At 60.6% G+C, this 17,032-nt stretch carries 12 protein-coding genes and 1 pseudogene; 9 read left to right on the top strand and 4 right to left on the bottom strand.

The genetic code is table 11. From position 1 onward, the window contains the following. Positions 1 to 234: 234 nt before the first annotated feature. Positions 235 to 687, top strand: a complete 453-nt coding sequence (locus ABVN21_RS09660; protein WP_339553735.1) for a hypothetical protein — start codon at positions 235 to 237, stop codon at positions 685 to 687. Positions 688 to 719: 32 nt separating this feature from the next. On the opposite strand, the gene ABVN21_RS09665 is transcribed toward ABVN21_RS09660, so the two are convergent. Genes ABVN21_RS09665 through ABVN21_RS09675 form a run of 3 tightly spaced genes read right to left on the bottom strand, consistent with a single transcriptional unit; the run spans position 720 to position 4,388 of the window. Beyond that, a complete protein-coding gene (locus ABVN21_RS09665; RefSeq protein ID WP_339553736.1) occupies positions 720 to 1,751 on the bottom strand; it encodes a DUF2955 domain-containing protein in 1,032 nt (343 codons plus the stop codon). After that, a complete protein-coding gene (locus ABVN21_RS09670; protein ID WP_339553737.1) occupies positions 1,741 to 2,862 on the bottom strand; it encodes an HlyD family secretion protein in 1,122 nt (373 codons plus the stop codon). The genes ABVN21_RS09665 and ABVN21_RS09670 overlap by 11 nt, the downstream gene beginning before the upstream one ends. Beyond that, positions 2,859 to 4,388, bottom strand: a complete 1,530-nt coding sequence (locus ABVN21_RS09675) for a TolC family protein (protein ID WP_339553738.1) — start codon at positions 4,386 to 4,388, stop codon at positions 2,859 to 2,861. The genes ABVN21_RS09670 and ABVN21_RS09675 overlap by 4 nt, the downstream gene beginning before the upstream one ends. A 263-nt stretch (positions 4,389 to 4,651) precedes the next feature. Between ABVN21_RS09675 and ABVN21_RS09680 the strand changes: the two genes are divergently transcribed. The 5 genes from ABVN21_RS09680 to ABVN21_RS09700 all read left to right on the top strand — a co-directional run bounded on the left by ABVN21_RS09680 (position 4,652) and on the right by ABVN21_RS09700 (position 10,255). After that, positions 4,652 to 6,655, top strand: a complete 2,004-nt coding sequence (locus ABVN21_RS09680; protein ID WP_339553739.1) for an aminotransferase class I/II-fold pyridoxal phosphate-dependent enzyme — start codon at positions 4,652 to 4,654, stop codon at positions 6,653 to 6,655. Positions 6,656 to 6,681: 26 nt separating this feature from the next. Continuing rightward, positions 6,682 to 7,470 carry a transporter substrate-binding domain-containing protein gene (locus ABVN21_RS09685; RefSeq protein WP_339553740.1) on the top strand — a complete coding sequence of 263 codons (789 nt, stop codon included), beginning with the start codon at positions 6,682 to 6,684 and terminating at the stop codon, positions 7,468 to 7,470. A 347-nt stretch (positions 7,471 to 7,817) separates the two neighbouring features. Then, a complete protein-coding gene (locus ABVN21_RS09690) occupies positions 7,818 to 8,531 on the top strand; it encodes an ABC transporter permease subunit (RefSeq protein ID WP_339553741.1) in 714 nt (237 codons plus the stop codon). An 18-nt stretch (positions 8,532 to 8,549) separates the two neighbouring features. Then, entirely contained in the window at positions 8,550 to 9,248 is a 699-nt protein-coding gene (locus ABVN21_RS09695; RefSeq protein ID WP_339553742.1) for an ABC transporter permease subunit, read from the top strand. Next, positions 9,248 to 10,255 (top strand): DMT family transporter, encoded by a 1,008-nt coding sequence (locus tag ABVN21_RS09700; protein ID WP_339553743.1) that lies wholly within the window; start codon positions 9,248 to 9,250, stop codon positions 10,253 to 10,255. Before ABVN21_RS09695 ends, ABVN21_RS09700 begins: the two co-directional genes overlap by 1 nt. On the opposite strand, the pseudogene ABVN21_RS09705 reads toward ABVN21_RS09700, so the two are convergent. After that, positions 10,211 to 10,750: pseudogene (locus ABVN21_RS09705) on the bottom strand (TetR family transcriptional regulator C-terminal domain-containing protein); the annotation flags it as partial. The gene ABVN21_RS09700 and the pseudogene ABVN21_RS09705 overlap by 45 nt on opposite strands. Positions 10,751 to 10,861: 111 nt before the next feature. Here ABVN21_RS09705 and ABVN21_RS09710 point away from each other — a divergent pair. The 3 genes from ABVN21_RS09710 to ABVN21_RS09720 all read left to right on the top strand — a co-directional run bounded on the left by ABVN21_RS09710 (position 10,862) and on the right by ABVN21_RS09720 (position 16,772). Continuing rightward, positions 10,862 to 11,878 (top strand): succinylglutamate desuccinylase/aspartoacylase family protein, encoded by a 1,017-nt coding sequence (locus ABVN21_RS09710; protein WP_339553744.1) that lies wholly within the window; start codon positions 10,862 to 10,864, stop codon positions 11,876 to 11,878. Positions 11,879 to 11,998: 120 nt separating this feature from the next. Then, on the top strand, positions 11,999 to 12,622 hold the full coding sequence (locus ABVN21_RS09715; protein ID WP_339553745.1) for an NIPSNAP family protein: 624 nt from the start codon (positions 11,999 to 12,001) through the stop codon (positions 12,620 to 12,622). A 307-nt stretch (positions 12,623 to 12,929) separates the two neighbouring features. Further along, entirely contained in the window at positions 12,930 to 16,772 is a 3,843-nt protein-coding gene (locus ABVN21_RS09720; RefSeq protein ID WP_339553746.1) for an autotransporter outer membrane beta-barrel domain-containing protein, read from the top strand. Positions 16,773 to 17,032: the final 260 nt, after the last annotated feature.

The following is a 17,032-nucleotide window of genomic DNA, read 5'->3' on the forward strand; positions in this document are numbered from 1 at the left end:
TCGATGCCGACTGACCTGACGCCATCGTCAGCAGGCTAGCTGCCAGAATTAATCTCCAGTGCACTAGTTTTTTGCGGTATTCGCCTCGGCAACCCGAGATGGCGTGGCCGTGTAAAGGCGCGCAGTTGCAGCCAGTGCCGGTCCGTTGGGTAGAAAACTCCCTGGAGATGGAGGTGGGCGAGGAGGGCTGATCTACACTCTTTCTGGGTGAACCACGCCCATCAGGAGGTCATCATGAAAAGGTTGTCGCCCATCGGGCTGTGCGTCGCATTGTCGGTTGTCAGTGTCCAGGGATGGGCGCAAACCGTGGTGCCGATGAAAGGCCAGACTTCGCAACAGACTCAACTCGACATCAACGAATGCAACAGCATCGCCGCCAGCAGTGCATCGACCACCTCGACACCGTCGGGCGGACGGGTGAAGGGCGCCGCCGTGGGTGCTGCGGCCGGTGCAGCCGGGGCCCAGGTGCGCGGGCGCCAGCACGACGAGTTTTATGATCGTGTCGATGATGACAAGCAGCAGGACTATCGGCAGGACCGCGCCAAGCAAACGGCGGCGGCGGGTGTCGTGGTCGGTGGTTCGCGCCAGCGCCAGGATCGACGTGAACAGGAGAAAACCAACGCTGCGACCACTTCGACCGCGTACACCAGTTGTTTGCAGGGTAAGGGGTATCAGGTCAATCCATAAACCAGTCACACAACCCCCTGTGGCGAGGGAGCTTATTCGGTGCTTGCAGTGAATCGTGCCGTTTGCCGCTGATCGAGCAGATAACCCATCAGGCAGGCATACAGCGTTACCGCAATGAACAGGCCCATGCGCACCGCAAATGCGGTGTAGACGTCCTTGCCCGCCAGACTGTCCTGAACCGATTGGCCCAACAGGATAATCAGCGTGACCAGGGTGTTAAGCCAAAAACCAGGGCTGAACCGGCCTGGGCTTAGGCCATAGAGCTTGCGCGCCAGGATCAGCGCGAACAGCAGCATCCACAGGAAGAACATCCACAGGTGGACAAAAACCGTCAACGCGCTCCAGAACAGGATCGCCAACAAACCGCCCAACAAGGTCGAGCCAATCAATTCCCGTGCGGCATCTCGGGCGTTAGTAGTGGAACTCTGTTGGCCGAGGCTGACGGCTTTCAGCACGATGGGCATGTAGCTGGCCGGATCGATCAGCGCCAGCAAAAACGTGGGCATCACGATCAGGGTTGCCCGCAGCGCCACCCGGTCGACATCTTCCGCCGACAATGCCGCAGCGGGTGGCGGTGTCGGGGCATTGGCCGGCTCCGGGAACAACCAATGACTTAAACGGCCGATCAGGACAGCCAGAAGCAAGCCGCTGGTCAACGCCTTGATCACCGTCGCCGCCAGACCGAAATCGGCGACCCCGGCGGCAGGGATCATGGTCAGGCCGATCACCAGGAAGGTGACCACCAGGCCGTTGCCGCCACGCTGGCCGTAGCGAAAGACCATCAGCAGGCAGAGGCCGATCAATAGCACGCCGCTGACGGCGTAGTAGCGCAGAAGCGGGATCAACAGCAGGCCGATGCCGGTGGTCAGCATCGCGGTCAGTGCCAGCACCAGAGTGGCCTTGAAGGGCAGCGGACGATTGACACTGACCAGCAACAAAGCACCCAGCACCGGCGCCAGAAACGGGATGGGCATTCCCAGGCCGAAACTCGCGGCCAGGCACAGCGCCGTGCCACTGGCCAGTCGCAGCGCGCGCTGCACCCTCGGCGAATGCTTAGTAGGCATACGACAGCCAGCTCATCAGCCACAAGAATATCCGGCCCATCGGGTTGAGCACGTTGCCTTCGGAAGGGAAGGCCATGACTTCGGCCTGGCCACCGGAGCGGATCGCGCGATTGTCCTTGAGCATGGACAAGGACTCCGGCGAAAACTCGATGATCACCGGAAAGCGTTGCGCCGGGCGCAGCCAGTCGCGGCTGTTCTGCACCGTAGGCAGGCTGCCGGGAGCGGCGGGTTGGCCGACGCTGACACCGTAGCCGACACTGCGCACGTGGCCCTTGAATACTTCGCCAGGCAGCGCATCGAGGGCAATCGTCACCGGGGTTTCCGGCTTGACCAGGGCGAGGTTGTTCTCGGTCATGTCGGCGCTGATCCACACATCGTGGATCGCAATCAGGGTCATGACCGGGTTACCGGCCGCCGCGAATTGACCCACATCCGTGCGCAGGTCGGTGATCAGACCGGCCGAACGCGCGCGAACTTGGGTATTGGACAGGTCCAGCTCGGCTTTCGACAGCGCCGTGGCGGCGCTGCGCAACAGGGCGTTGTCTTCCTCTTTGCCACCTTCCTGCTCACGCGCACGCTGGACTTCGGCACGGGCAGCGGCCACCTGGCTGGTGGCGGCATCGCGGCTGGCGCGGGACACTTCAAGCAACCGCACGGAAACGGTTCCGGGATCTTCGCGGTATAAGCCTTCAAGCCTCTGGTTGTCCTGCCGCGCCTTGAGTTCGTTGGCTTGTGCCGCACGTAAACTGGCTTGCGCAGAAGCGATGCCGGCGGTGCTGGCGCCGATCTGCCGACGGGTGGATTCAAGGTCGGCTCGCGCCCGGTCAACCGCGATCTGGTAAGGCTGCGGGTCGACCTCGAAGATCACTTCTCCGGCCTTCACGTCCTGGTTGTTGCGCACATTGACGCGGATCACCCGTCCCGACACTTCCGCGGCCACCGGAATCACAAACGCACCCACCCGTGCCTGCTGGGTATACGGGGTGAAACGGTCAGCCAACAAGTACCAGGCCAGGCTGAACACAATCAACACTAAAACCCAGGTGATGCCTTTTTTCGCTGGATCGGCGGCAGGCTGCGCTGGCTGAGGGGAGGGCGCGGCTTCAGTCATGGTTTTTTCACCTGATTGGGCAATGGGGAGGCGGTCTGCTCGGCGGTCGGGTCGTTAAGCAGGTTGCCCCAGTCAGTCCGTTGTTCCATCTGTTGGCGCGTGGCGGCATCAACCTTGGGCTGGGCGCTGTACCAACCACCGCCCAACGCCTTGTACAGGGCAATCACATTGCTCACCGCATCGCCACGGCTCAGCAAGTAACTGTCCTGTAGTTCAAGCAGCGCTCGCTGGGCGTCCAGCACTCGCTGGAAGTCTGAATAACCTTCGCGGTAGAGCGTGTTGGCCAGGGCCAGCGAGCGTGTCGCGGCGCCTTCGGCCTCACGCAGGATGCGCTCGCGTTGCAAGGAGCGGGTCAAGCCATTGGCGGCGTCATCTGCCTCGCGTGCCGCCTGGCGCACCTTGTCGCGATAGGCTTCGATCAATTGCTGCAAACGCGCGTCCTGCACGCGAATGTTGTTGGCGATGCGGCCATAGTCGAACACGTTCCAGCGCAGGCTCGGACCACCGATCAGGTCGAGGCTGCGGGATGTGCCGCTCAAGGAATCGGTGGACCAGACGATGCTGCCCAGCAATGTCAGGGCAGGGTAGTAATCGGTTTCGGCCACCCCGACCAGCGCCCCCTGCGCCGCGACATTCAACTCCGCAGCACGAACATCCGGTCGGCGCAGCAGCAGATTGGCCGGGACATCCTGCAGCACGGCGCGATCCACCAACGGGATCAACGCGGTGTTGTCGACCACCAGTGGCAGCGCCCCGGGCGGCTGGCCGATCAATACGGCGAGCGCGTTGCGGGTGCGAGACAGCTGATCTTCCAGGCCGGGGATGGTGCTCAACGTGCCCAGGTATTGGGTCTTGGCTTGTTGCAGGTCGAGTTCGGCGGTCTGGCCGCTGTTGAACAGCTTCTCGGTGATCTCGTAGTTGCGATATTGCTGCTTGGCGTTTTCATTGGCGACGCGTAGACGCGCCTCGGTGGTGCGCAGAAAGAAATAGCTGTCGGCGACTTGCGCCCGCAGCAAGACCAGCACGTCCTCATAGTTGGCCTCAGACGCGAAATAGCTGGCATCGGCAGCCTCGATAGCACGGCTGAAGCGACCCCAGAAGTCCAGTTCCCAACCGATATCGAACCCGGCACTGTGTTGCCACAAATGGCTGTTCACCGGGTTGTCGCCGCCGGACTGATGGCGGTCGAGGTACACGCTGTCAGCGGCGATCTGTTGCAGTTGCGGGTAGCGCCCGCTTTCGGCGATGCCCAATTGCGCGCGGGCTTCCATAACGCGCAGGCCGGCGATCTTCAGGCTGGAGTTGTGTGCGTCCGACTCGGCGATCAATCGGTCGAGCACCGGGTCGGCGAAGATTTGCCACCACTGACGGAGGTCCGGGTACTGCGCGCGTTGACTGGCGTGCTCAAGGGCGGGGGTATTCCAGTGGTCGACCCACGGCTCAGCGGGCGGCTGGAAGTCTGGCCCGAGCCGAACACAACCGCCGATAGTCACCGCGCCGAACAGCAGCAGTCGGCGGCACCGCATCCGTGTGGATGTACCTGATTGCATTGGGTGTTTTCCAACCAAAGGACATCACAGCAGCATAGCTGTCCGTATGCCTTCTGCATGGCCAGGCACAGCAAAACGCAAAAACGCCGCGACTGTCGTAAAAACGACCTGTTTACGCTGAACACGCACCTTCATCAGTTTTCTGTTGAACGACTGTTCAGCTTGGATTATGTTTCGTTCCACCTTCTCTCCCGGCTGGTTGCGGGCTTGCGTTTCTTCATTTCGAACGAGGCACTGGCATGCGGTTTTCACCCTTTGTTGAGCGGATCTCAGGTCAAGGCGTAGCGGCCTGGGATATTCACAATGCGGCATTTGAAGCCCGACGCGGTGGAGAGGATGTGATCATTCTCAGTGTCGGCGACCCCGATTTCCCCACGCCTGACTTCATCACCGACGCCGCCATCCACGCGCTGCGCGAAGGGGATACCCACTACACCGAGATTGCCGGTCGCCTGGCGCTGCGCGAAGCCATCGCCGCGCGTTACGGGAAGCTGTTCGGTCGCGAGTTGCAAGCTTCCAGCGTGATCACCGTGGCCGGCGCGCAGAACGCCTTGTTCGTCACTTCGATGTGCCTGCTCAGCGCGGGCGACGAAGTGATTGCCCTTGATCCGATGTACGTCACCTACGAAGCAACGCTCAAGGCCTCCGGTGCCACGCTGGTTCGGGTGCCGTGCTCGGCGGACGACGATTTTCGCGTCGATGCGGCGGTGTTGGCCAAAGCCATTACCCCGCGCACCAAGGCGATTTTCCTGTCCAACCCCAACAATCCTACCGGCGTGGTGCTCAACCGCGAAGAGCTGCAAGCCATCGCCGACCTCGCCATCGCCCATGACCTGTGGGTGGTGGTCGATGAAGTCTATGAAAGCCTGACGTTCGAACGCGAACACTTGAGCCTGGCGGCATTGCCGGGCATGGCCGAGCGCTGCGTGGTGATCGGCAGTCTGTCGAAGTCCCATGCCATGACTGGTTGGCGCATCGGCTGGATCGTCGCCGACCCGGCGTTGGTGGCGCATGCCGAAACCCTGGTGTTGAGCATGCTTTACGGCTTGCCGGGGTTCGTCATGGAAGCCGCGCTGAAAGCGGTGGAAGCCCACGATGAAGTCACCCACGGCATGCGCGACATCTATTGTCGTCGGCGTGATCTGGTGGTAGCGGGGCTGTCGGACTGCCCGGCGATTTCAGTGCTCAAGCCCGACGCTGGCATGTTCGTGCTGGTGGACGTGCGCGGTACCGGCCTGACGTCGCTGGAATTCGCCTGGCGCCTGTTGCGCGAGGCGCGGGTGTCGGTGCTGGATGCCGCCGCATTCGGTGAACCGGCCCAAGGTTTTGTGCGACTGTCGTTCACCCTGGGTGAGGAACGACTGGCCGAAGCGTGTCAGCGAATTCGCGATTTTGTCCTGGTGCTCAACGGTGAAGCGCCTCGACCTGTCATCAGCCGTGTCACCAGCGAGGCGGTGAGAGAACCGGTCGCAGCCCGGACCATGATCGAAGTCGATCGCCTGCACAAACGGTTCGGCAATATAGAAGTGCTCAAAGGCGTGTCCCTGACCGCCCGCGAAGGCGAGGTGATCTCACTGATCGGCGCCAGCGGCTCGGGAAAAAGTACCTTGCTGCGTTGCATCAACATGCTCGAAGTGCCGGACCAGGGGCGGATTCTGGTGGACGGCGAAAGCATTCACCTTAACCACACTCGCCCAGGCGCGCCGCTGGTGTCCGACGCCAAGCAGTTGGTGCGCATCAGGTCGAGCCTGGGCATGGTGTTCCAGAACTTCAATCTCTGGCCCCATCGCACGGTGCTGGAAAATCTCATCGAAGCGCCGATCCAGGTCCTGCGCGAGAGCAAAGCGGAGGCCACTGAACGGGCCGAAGCCTTGCTCGAACGCGTGGGGCTGGCGGCCAAGCGCAACGAATACCCGGCGTTTCTTTCCGGGGGCCAGCAACAACGGGTGGCCATCGCCCGGGCATTGGCCATGCGGCCCAAGGTCATGCTGTTCGATGAACCCACCTCGGCACTCGACCCGGAACTGGTCGGAGAAGTGCTGCGGGTGATCCGCTCTCTCGCCGAAGAAGGCCGGACCATGATCCTGGTGACTCATGAAATGGCCTTCGCACGTGATGTCTCTTCCAAAGTCGCCTTCCTGCATCAAGGCTTGATCGAGGAAACCGGTTCGCCGGACGAAGTGTTCGTACACCCACGCAGCGAGCGTTGCCGGCAATTCGTCAACGCTCATCAAACTCGCTAACACCAATAAAAAGACGGGAAAACAACATGGGAAATCGACGTTTTGCACAATGGTTGACCGGCGCAGCCTGCGTAATGCTGGCCGGCATGAGCGCGGCACAAGCGCAGCCGATCAGGTTCGCGGTCGCGGCCGAACCCTATCCGCCGTACACCGAGAAACAGGCCAACGGTGAGTGGAAAGGCTTTGAAGTCGACCTGATCCACAAGCTGTGCAGCGAAATGAAAGCCGAGTGCGAGATCAAGGAAGTGGCGTGGGACGGGATCATTCCGTCGTTGCTGGCGAAGAAGATCGACGTGATTTTCTCCTCGATGTCGGTCACCGAAGAGCGGGAAAAACAGATCGCCTTCAGCAAGGCTTACTACGACTCGGTCATTGCGATTGTCGGCCCCAAAGGCACTTCCGTGACCAAGTATCCGGATGACCTCAAGGGCAAGACCATCGGCGTGCAGAACTCGACGGTGAGCGCCAGCTACCTGAAGACCTACTACGAGAAAATTGCCGACGTTAAGTACTACGACACCCAGGACTCGGCCAACGCCGACCTGATTGCAGGTCGTATCGACCTGATGATGGCGGACGGCACTGCCATGGCGGCCTTCGTCAAAACCCCGGATGCCACCAACAGCAACCTGGAATACCTCGGCGCCGTGCCGTACGACCCGATCTTCGGCAAGGGTGTGGGTGCGGGTCTGCGCAAGGGCGACACCGAACTTAAGGCCAAACTCGACAAGGCGATCCAGGAACTGCTGGCGAGCAAGGACTATGACGACCTCTCCCAGAGCTATTTCGGTACCAGCGTGAAACCGACGTTCTGACCACCACGCCCTGTAGGAAGCCGGCATGCTGGCGATTGTGACGACGCGACGCGCCTGACACGCCGCCATCGCTGGCAAGCCAGCTCCTACAAGGTGGGGGCGGTGTTTTCATGGCCATACCGGAACTCAAAATGTAGGGGCCGGCATGCTGGCGATTGTGACGACGCGACGCGCCTGACACGCCGCCATCGCTGGCAAGCCAGCTCCTACAAGGTGAGGCGGTGTTTTCACGGCCAAATGTAGGAGCCGGCTTGCTGGCGATTGTCACGACGCGACGCGCCTGACACGCCGCCATCACTGGCAAGCCAGCTTCTATAAGGGTTCGCATTTGCTACCTGGAGATTCAGATGCCAGCAATGTTCGATTTGATCAATTTCACCGAACAAGGGTGGGGTGGGGCGCTGTTGAAAGGGCTCTTGATGACCCTGCAGATATCGGCCGGGGCCTTTGTGGTCGGGTTGGCCATCGGATTGGTGGTGGCGTGTATCAAACTCGGTGCACCGAAACCGATCGCCGCCGTGGCGCGGGGTTACACCACGCTGTTTCGCGCCGTACCTGAACTGCTGCTGATCCTGCTGCTTTATTACGTCGGTTCCATGCTGCTTAACTCGTTCATGGCCTGGCTCGGTTACGACACAGTCAACGTCAGCGGCCCACTCGCGGCAATCGTGGTTCTCGGCCTGGTGCAGGGTGCCTACGCCTCGGAGATTTTCCGTGCCGCGATCCAGGCGATTCCCTACGGCCAGATCGAAGCCGCCAAGGCTTTCGGCTTGCACGGCTTTGGCCTGTTCCGCCGCGTCACGCTGCCGATCATGGCGCCTTACGCGATGGCGGGGATGGCAAACCTGTGGATCAACCTGATCAAGGACAGTGCGTTGATCAGCGTGGTCGGCACCAACGAGCTGCTGTACACCGCCAAGCAAGGCGCGGGTTCGACGCGTCATTATCTGTTGTTCTACCTCACGGCTGCCGCGCTGTATTACGCGGTGACGTTGGCGTCGAACTATCTGTCGGGACGGCTTGAGCGACGCATTCGTCGCTGGATGCCCCTGGCTGACTAAACCGGCTGAGTGAACGAAATGATTCCAGCGTGGATAGTTGAATATGCGTCGCTGTTGGGCCGAGGGTTGCAGACCACCGTCGTCATCCTGCTCATTTCCAGTGTTTTCGGGTTTGCATTGGCCGTGTTGGTGGCGTTGGCGCGAATCTCGAAGAACAAGGTGATCGCCAAGGTCAGCCTGTTCTATACCAGCGTGACCCGTGGCACACCGTTGCTGATCCAGATCTACATCTTCTATTACGGCCTCGGCAGTCTGTTTGCGCAGTTCCCGCTGATCCGTGGCAGTTTTCTCTGGCCGTATCTGCGTGACGGCTATTGGTACATCGTCTTTGCGCTGGTGGTGTCGGTGGGCGCCTATGTCGGCGAAGTGATTCGCGGTGGCCTGCTGGCGGTGCCCAAAGGTGAAATGGAAGCCGCCTCGGCGTTCGGCATGACCCCGCGTCAATCGCTGCTGAGGGTGCGTTTGCCCCGGGCGCTGCGTTTGCTGTTGCCGACCCTGGCCGGCGAAACCGTAATGCTGCTCAAGTCCACGGCGCTGGCGTCGACCATCGCCGTGATCGACCTGCTGGGCGCGGCCAACGTGGTGCGGGCCCAGACCCTGCAAGTGTATGAGCCGTTGCTGCTGGTGGCCGGTGTGTATGTCTGCCTGACGTTTCTGATCGAGGCGCTGTTTGCCTTCTTCGAACGGCGCGGCACGCCTGTGCGCAGGTCGGCGTAATGAGCACGCCAAGGAAGGTCGACCGTTCGTTGCAAGGCATTGGCCTGTGTACGTTGGGCTACGCGTTCCTGTCTTTGCAGGACGCGGGCATCAAGTGGCTGGTGGCTGATTATTCAGTGTTCACCATCCTGTTCTGGCGCGCGTTCGTGGTGGTGGTCGCGTGTTTGCTGGTGGGGCGTTTGCAACTGGTGCAACGCGCCTGGCGTTCGTCCAGTCGGCGCTTGTTGGTGGTGCGCGGCTTGTTGTCGATTGCCGCATGGCTGCTGTATTACACGGCAGCCCGCGACCTGACCCTGGCGGAAATGACCACGCTGTATTTCTCGGCACCGATCATGGTCACGGTGCTGGCGACGGTCATTCTCAAGGAACAAGTCAGCGGCTGGCAGTGGTTGGCCCTGATCATCGGTTTTGTCGGTGTGGTGATTGCCTGTCGCCCTGACAACATGACCGATCCGCTGCCGATTGTGCTGACGTTGCTGGCGGCGATGTGCTGGGCGTTCACCTATATCCAGTTGCGCCAGGTGGATGACCAGACGTCAGTGCTGGAACAAATGCTGATCAGCAACGTAGTGTTTGTCATTTGCATGATGGTGGCATTGCCCTGGACTCACACCCCGGCACCCACGCCTGCCTGGCTGGGAATGCTCGTCGCAGGCCTGATGGGCGGTGCCGGCCAGTTTCTGTTGTTCGCCAGTTTCCAGCGCGCCACGGCCACTGTGCTGGCGCCGTTCGAATACACGGGGCTGATCTGGGCGTTCCTGCTGTCGAGCCTGATCTGGGGCACGCTGATGGATGTGTCGTTGATGATCGGTGCCGGTTTGATCGCCATCAGCGGCACCCTGGCGATGATCTTCGGCCGGCATCCGTCACAGGACGTCGTGGGTGCTGAATGCTCCGTGTCGCAATCCCTTTACCCAACAACGGCAGATGTGGAGGCCGTTGGCGGGGCTGAAGGTCTCGGGGTTGAGGCACCACTCGATCCAGAGCCCGTCGAGCATCGCCGATAAGCCGATGGCGGCGAGGCGGGTGTCGTGGATCACGAAGTTTTCGCTGGTCGCCAGGTCTCCAAGTAACTGGCGCAACAGGTCGAGATAGGCACCGTAGCTTTTTTCGTGGGACTGGCTGACGTGCTCTGAGTGGCGGATCAGGCTCCAGAACACCACCCAGGCACCGAGCAGTTTCGGGTCCATGACTCGCGGCGAAAAAGAACCGACCAGGAATGCATCCATTTTTTCCGCCGGTGTGCCGACCTGGTGGATTTCATGGAGGAGGGCCGTGGTGAGTTCGTTGGCGAGCTTTTGGTAGGTGTCGGCGATCAACGCATCGATGCTGCCGAAATGATGATTGAGCAGGCCAACCGAAACCCCGGCTTCAGTGGCGATGCGTCGTACGGAAATGCCGGCATGGCCGTCACGGACCAGACAACGCAACGTCGCGGCAACCAGCAGTTCGCGGCGCTCATCAGGTTCGGCACGACGATTTTTCGGGACGTTGCTTGTCACAGGCGATTCCTTGGCTGCAGTTGCACGCTGGCGAGCTTAGTTGAACAGCTGTTCAATCTCCAGTCTCGGCAGCGACGACGTTTTTAACGTTCATGAAGGGAGGGCAAGCAGATGGCGCAGGATGTTTCGTTCAAGGTTCGCAATAACAATGGCGATTCGCTGCAGGTGGGTGCCTGGCGTTTTGGCAGCGATTCTCGCGGGCCGAAAGTGCATTTGCAGGCGGGTGTGCATGCTGATGAAATCGCCGGGATGCTGGTCCTGCATCTATTAATGCAGCGTCTTGAGGTGGCTGAGGCTGAGGGTCGACTCAACGGCAGTGTGACCGTGGTGCCCCAGGCCAATCCATTGGGTATTGGTCAGTTTCGTCAGGGGCGGATTCTTGGGCGCTACCACGATGCCACCGGGCACAACTTCAACCGTGGCTTCGATCAGTCCGCCGCGATGGAGCGACCTTCGACCAACGTCCAGGAATGGCAAAAAAGCCTGGTGCAACTGGCGGCTCCAGCGGATGTGATGCTCGACCTGCACACCGACGATGAAGCACTGCCATACGTCTACGTGCATCGCAGTTTCTGGCCCCGTGGCCGCGAGTTGGCAGCGGCGATGAAAATGAACGTGGCGATTATTTGGGATGACGGCGGCGACGGCTCGTTCGAAGAAACCATCATCGCGCCGTGGCTGCGCGATGGCACCACCGGGCAGCGCATGGCGGCAACCCTGGAGCTTAGAGGGCAGGGGGACGTCAATGATCGGTTCGCCGAACAGGATGCCGAAGGGTTGTATGCCTGGCTGTGCAATTACGGCGTCATCGACGGGGCGCACTCGCCGGTTGATTGGCCCGTCGAGGCGGTAGAGATGGGCCACATGGAAACCATTCTCGCGCCGCAACCCGGCGTGCTGATCTTTGAAAAAGAACTGGGCGATGTCGTTGAAGAAGGACAGCGCTTTGCGCGGATCCTGCGCCGACCGGGTGATCCGTCATCCGAAGTGGTGTTGTACGCCGAGCAAACCGGGCGACTGGTCACACGCTATCGGGATCGATTGATATCGCAAGGCATGGGCGTGGCGAAGTTCACCGGCAGTCGTTTGTCGCGTAACTGGAGCGGTGGCTTGTTGGACCCGAACTGAATCACGGCCATAAAGAAACTACCTAGCGCGATGGTGATCGCCTGCATAGCTCACGGCCAGACGCTGCCATAGGCTTCAAACTCCGAAGCCTATGTTGGCTGAAAACAGCCGGAGTACGTCATGCGGTTTTTTGAAATGATCACTTTCACCGTGCGGGTTCGCACCGTCGCCCAGGCATTGGCACGCATCGAAAAAGCCTTGGCCGCGCCAGAGGTCGGAGGCACGCTGATGGGTTGCTGGGCCTCGGAAATCGGCCAGTTGAATCAAATAGCGCTGTTGCGTGGATACGCGGATGAAGGCCAGCGGCAAGCGGAGCGCGAACGTTTCCTGCTGGGGGGCGAAGCATTCGGCATCAACGAATTCATCACCGATCTGCGGATCGAGAACTACAGCCTGTTTCCGTTCCTCAAGCCGTTGAGCGCCGGCAAACACGGACCGTTCTATGAGATGCGCGTTTACGACCTGGTCAGTGCCGGGCTGCAACCGACCCTCGATGGTTGGGCCAAGGCGATAGAGCCGCGTACGGCTGAGCAGTATTCACCGGTGTACGCCGCGTTTTATGCCACCGACGGCGCGTTGCCTCGTTACCTGCATATCTGGCCGTGGGCAACCCTGGAACAGCGCCTGCAAGTGCGAACCCAAGCGGTGGAGGACGGCGTCTGGCCCCCGGAAAACTCCGGCCCGCAACTGCGTGACATGCGGTCGACGATTTATCTGCCGGCGGGATTTTCGCCGTTGCAATGAAGCTTTTGCCATTGGCGGGTCAGGAAATCATATTTCACGCCAAGCCTGCCCTCGTAACTGTGATGGCCGCCGTCGGAGTCCGCGCCGCGATACAGACCGAGATCGACCTGAAACGCCTGCATGTCATAACTTGTGAAATTTGCTATTTCGTTCGTCTGATCGGATCCAATCCAGAGAAAACTGACACTAAGGGGCATAGCTTTTGGGAATTACCAACTAAGGTCAATAACTGACATTGCGATGCAATTTTCAAGGTGCGCTGGTAATGCCCAGTCAATTGCGGAAAAAATTGAACAAGGAGGTTTCAATGCAGAATGCTATCGACAATCCTTCCACGGGGTTCGCCCCGCATTTTGTGCGTAGCGCCTTATTGGTCGCGATAGCGAATGCCTTTTTGCTGGCGGATGCTCAGGCGGCATGCGGACCGCTGGCCGCCGGAGCCTACAACGTATCCCAAACCTGTACGCCCGTCGCCAATGTCGATGCCTCGATCAGTACTCAATCGGGGACGACCATCACCACCACGGCCGGCTCCTCGGTACTTAGCCGGGGCAACAATGCCAATTCAACGCTGACTCTCAGCGGCACCACAGTCGAAAGCACGCCACCGACGGCTGCAAACGCCGTGTTCTCGAACGTAATCGGGACTACCGGCAATGCGTCCCTGAGCGTCAATGGCGGCACCAACACGGTCAACGTTGGCGGCAGCGGGCTCGATGCGCTGGCCATCACCAATGCCGGCAGTGGACTCTCGACGTTTTCCGTCACTTCGGGCACCACGCTGAACATCCTCAACACCGTGGTCGGGAAGGAACATGACGGGATCGATGTGAATGCCAGTGGCGGCGGCGCAATCAACGTTACCCACGATGGCAGTGGTCAGATAACCCTGCTCGGCGGCAACGGCATTTGGACCAAAGCCACTGGTAGTGGTGACACCAGCGTCAGCGTGGGTAGCGGGGTCAGCATCCTGGTCAACAACGACGATGCGCTGTCTGCCGGCGATCCCATTACCGACGATACCTTACCCACCGCTGGCATCGGCAACAACGCCGGGGTCCATACCCGCGCGATCAGTGGCAACACCACCCTGGTGAACGCGGCGACTGTCCAGGCCATCGGCATGAACGCCTTCGGTCTTTTCACAGAGGGCGGCGCCGGCAATACCCGGTTGAGCAACAGCGGGACGATCAGCGCCAATGGCCTCAACGGGTTTGGCATTCGTTCTTTTTCCAGCGTTGGCAGCATCGACATCGTCAACACCGGAGCGATCACCACCACCGGTGGCGGCGGACATGGTATCTATGCCAACGATAACGTTGGCGCCACCGGCTCGATCAGCATTGAAAATAACGCCACTATCAACGTCGGTAACACGGCCAATACCGCCGGATCACGAGCGATCTACATCATCAAGCGCGGTCCCGGTGATGCGACTGTCACCGGTAGCGGCAACATCAACGTGTTCGGTTCAATCAACACCACCCGCGCCTACGGCATCATCGTCAGTGCCGAAAGCAACAACGTCCTCATCGACTACTCCGGCAACATCTTCGCCAGCGGTTTTGGCGCGGGTGGCATTCGGGTCGATTCAACCGGCGGCAATGTCCGGGTCAACTACTCCGGCAACCGCATCGAAACGCTCCACAGCAACGCCAACGGGATTTATGCGTCAACCCAATCACCGACAGGCACCGTGGACGTCAACGCTGGCGGCACGATCATCACACACTCCGACGCCGGGTCCGGCGATGGCAGTGGCATCGGTTCCTTCGGCATCCAGGCGTTGACGCTTGGGGGCAACGTCAGTACCACGTTCACCGGGCCGCTGATTGACGTCAATGGCCAGGGCGCGGCGATTCTGGCGGGCAACGCGTTCAACTCAGGCACCGGCGTCGGTACCCTGAATGTGAGCAACAGTGGTCAACTGATCGCTCGTGGCGATCAGCAGCGCGGCATCCGCACGCTGTCCGTCACTGGCCAGCAGACCATCGTCAACACCGGGCCGATTCAGACGCTCGGTGCGAGCAACAGCCAGGGGATTCTCGCTCAAGCATCCGGCGCGGCCACTCTTTCAGTGAGCAACACCGGGGCGATTACCACGAAGGGCACGGCGTCTTCGGCGATTGATGCGTTGACCGAAGGCGGAGCGGTCAGCGTCAGCAACAGCGCGACGATTGAAGGCGGGTGGGCAGACAGCAACGGCGTAACCCTGGGCGGCGCAACCCAGACGTTGAACAACGCCGGTGTTATCGGTGCGCTCAGCGATTCAGCGGTGCGTGCCGATGCAACCACGCCCGGGACGAGTTTCACACTCAACAATACCGGGCAGATCACAGGCTCAGTCAATGCCGTCAGTGCCGCCAGTACGGTCAGCAACAGCGGCACCTGGATTTTGCGCAGTTTCGCCGACAGCACCGGCAGCGGTACACGTGATACCTGGGGCATTGCGACCAGCAATCTGGGGTCGGCGGGCACCAACAGCATCGACAACAGCGGTGTCATTCGCCTGGCAGCGCAGCCGGCTACGGGCATCGTCAACTTCAATACCAGCGGTGCCTATCTGCCCTTGGGCCAAGCGGCTAACACGCCGACGCCGGGCGGGGCGGTGCAGGGCCAATTACTCGGCGTGAACAGCTTCACCAACAGCGGTACGCTCGACCTTGCCGCCGGCAGCGATACCCTGGGCAATGTCCTGCTGATCAGTGGCGCGACCACCGCCGGCACCGATGGCGGCGGGGTATTCGTGTCCAATGGCGGTAGCCTGCTGCTCAACACCACGTTGAACGGCGGTGGCGCCAACAGTCTTTCCGACATGTTGGTGGTCGACTCGACGACAACCGGCAGCGGCGGCGCCACTCGCGTCGCCGTAAGCAACGTTGGCGGTCTGGGCGAACTGACCGAGGGCAACGGCATTGCGGTGGTTGAGTTGCTGAACAAATCAGATGCTGCGAGCGCCCCCAATGCCTTCCGTCTGGCCAGCCGCGTGGTCGCCGGGCCTTACGAATATCGTCTGCAACAAGGCGCCGAAGATGGCAGCGCCAAGGACACCTGGTTCCTGCGTTCAGACGCGCCGGTGCCAGATGATCCACCGGGCCCACCGGGTCCACCGGGTCCTGATCCCGATCCAACTCCCGCGCATGTACCCAATTTCCGACCGGAAGTCTCTCTGTACGGTGCAGTTCCGGCGCTGGCGCTGGTCTACGGCAGGACGATGGTCGATACCTTGCACGAGCGGGTTGGCGAAGAGCGCCTCAATGCCAGCGATCCGTTGCCCAAGGAAGACGAGTCGACCCTGGCCCCGTCCATGGGCTGGGGGCGGGTGATCTATCGCAGCGGCAAACAGGAGGGTGATCGCAAAAACGCCCTGGGCAACACACCCGAGTACAACTATGACCTGACCGCGTTTCAGGTCGGCACCGACCTCTACCGTAAAATCAGAACCGATGGCAGTCATGAACAGGCTGGTGTATCGCTATCGGCCGGCACCATCGACGCAGGCGTCAGCCACTACACCCGCCGTCCCGCCGGTGAAGACACCTTGCGCGCCTACGGGTTGGGGGCGTACTGGACGCACTTCGGGCCGTCCGGCTGGTATCTGGACGGCGTGCTGCAGGTCAATCGCTTCGACATCGAGGCCAAACCCAACGACCTGGCCAAACTGAAAACCCGTGGTTGGGGCTACACCGCCTCGCTGGAAAATGGCTATCCATATGAGTTCGACAAGGACTGGTACGTCGAACCGCAGTTACAGGCCATCTACAGCTACGTCGACCTGGACAGCAGCGACGACGTCGGCGCGAACATTCGTTTCAAGGACGTGGACTCGCTGATCGGACGGCTCGGCGTGCGCATCGCCAAAGACTGGGATACCGAAGGCGTCGACAAGAGCGCACGGCGTACCAACGCGTGGATTCGTCCGAGTGTCTGGCATGAGTTCAAAGGGCAACCGAAGACCGAGTTTTCCTCTGAGTCGGGTTACGTTCCGTTCGAGGCAGACATCCAGGGCACCTGGGGCGAGGTCAATCTGGGGGTGGATTACCAGGCCAACCGACGCACCACGTTTACCGCTTCGGCAGGCTATCGCCAGGGGTTCGACGGAGATAGCCATGGGTATGACGCGATGCTGGGGTTCAAAATCAACTTCTGACTATCCACGCCGCCCATCTCTATCGGTGGGCAGCTCGATGGCCAAGTGTGGGCATGGCGTTGGCATCGGGCTTGGCCTTTCGGTGATCAATCGAGTGAGACAGTAGAAGCAGGCTATTACTGATAGAGGAGGGTGACCGCCCACAACATTAAAAAACTGCCTCATCCCACCACGCCACGATGCTCCCGACTGAATTTACGAAAATCGCCGCATACATCGGAGCAACTGAGCGATATTCCTGTCCGGTATTGGGATTGGTT

Origin of the sequence: Pseudomonas sp. MYb327 (assembly GCF_040438925.1) — a bacterium.
In the GTDB taxonomy this organism is placed as follows: Bacteria; Pseudomonadota; Gammaproteobacteria; order Pseudomonadales; family Pseudomonadaceae; genus Aquipseudomonas.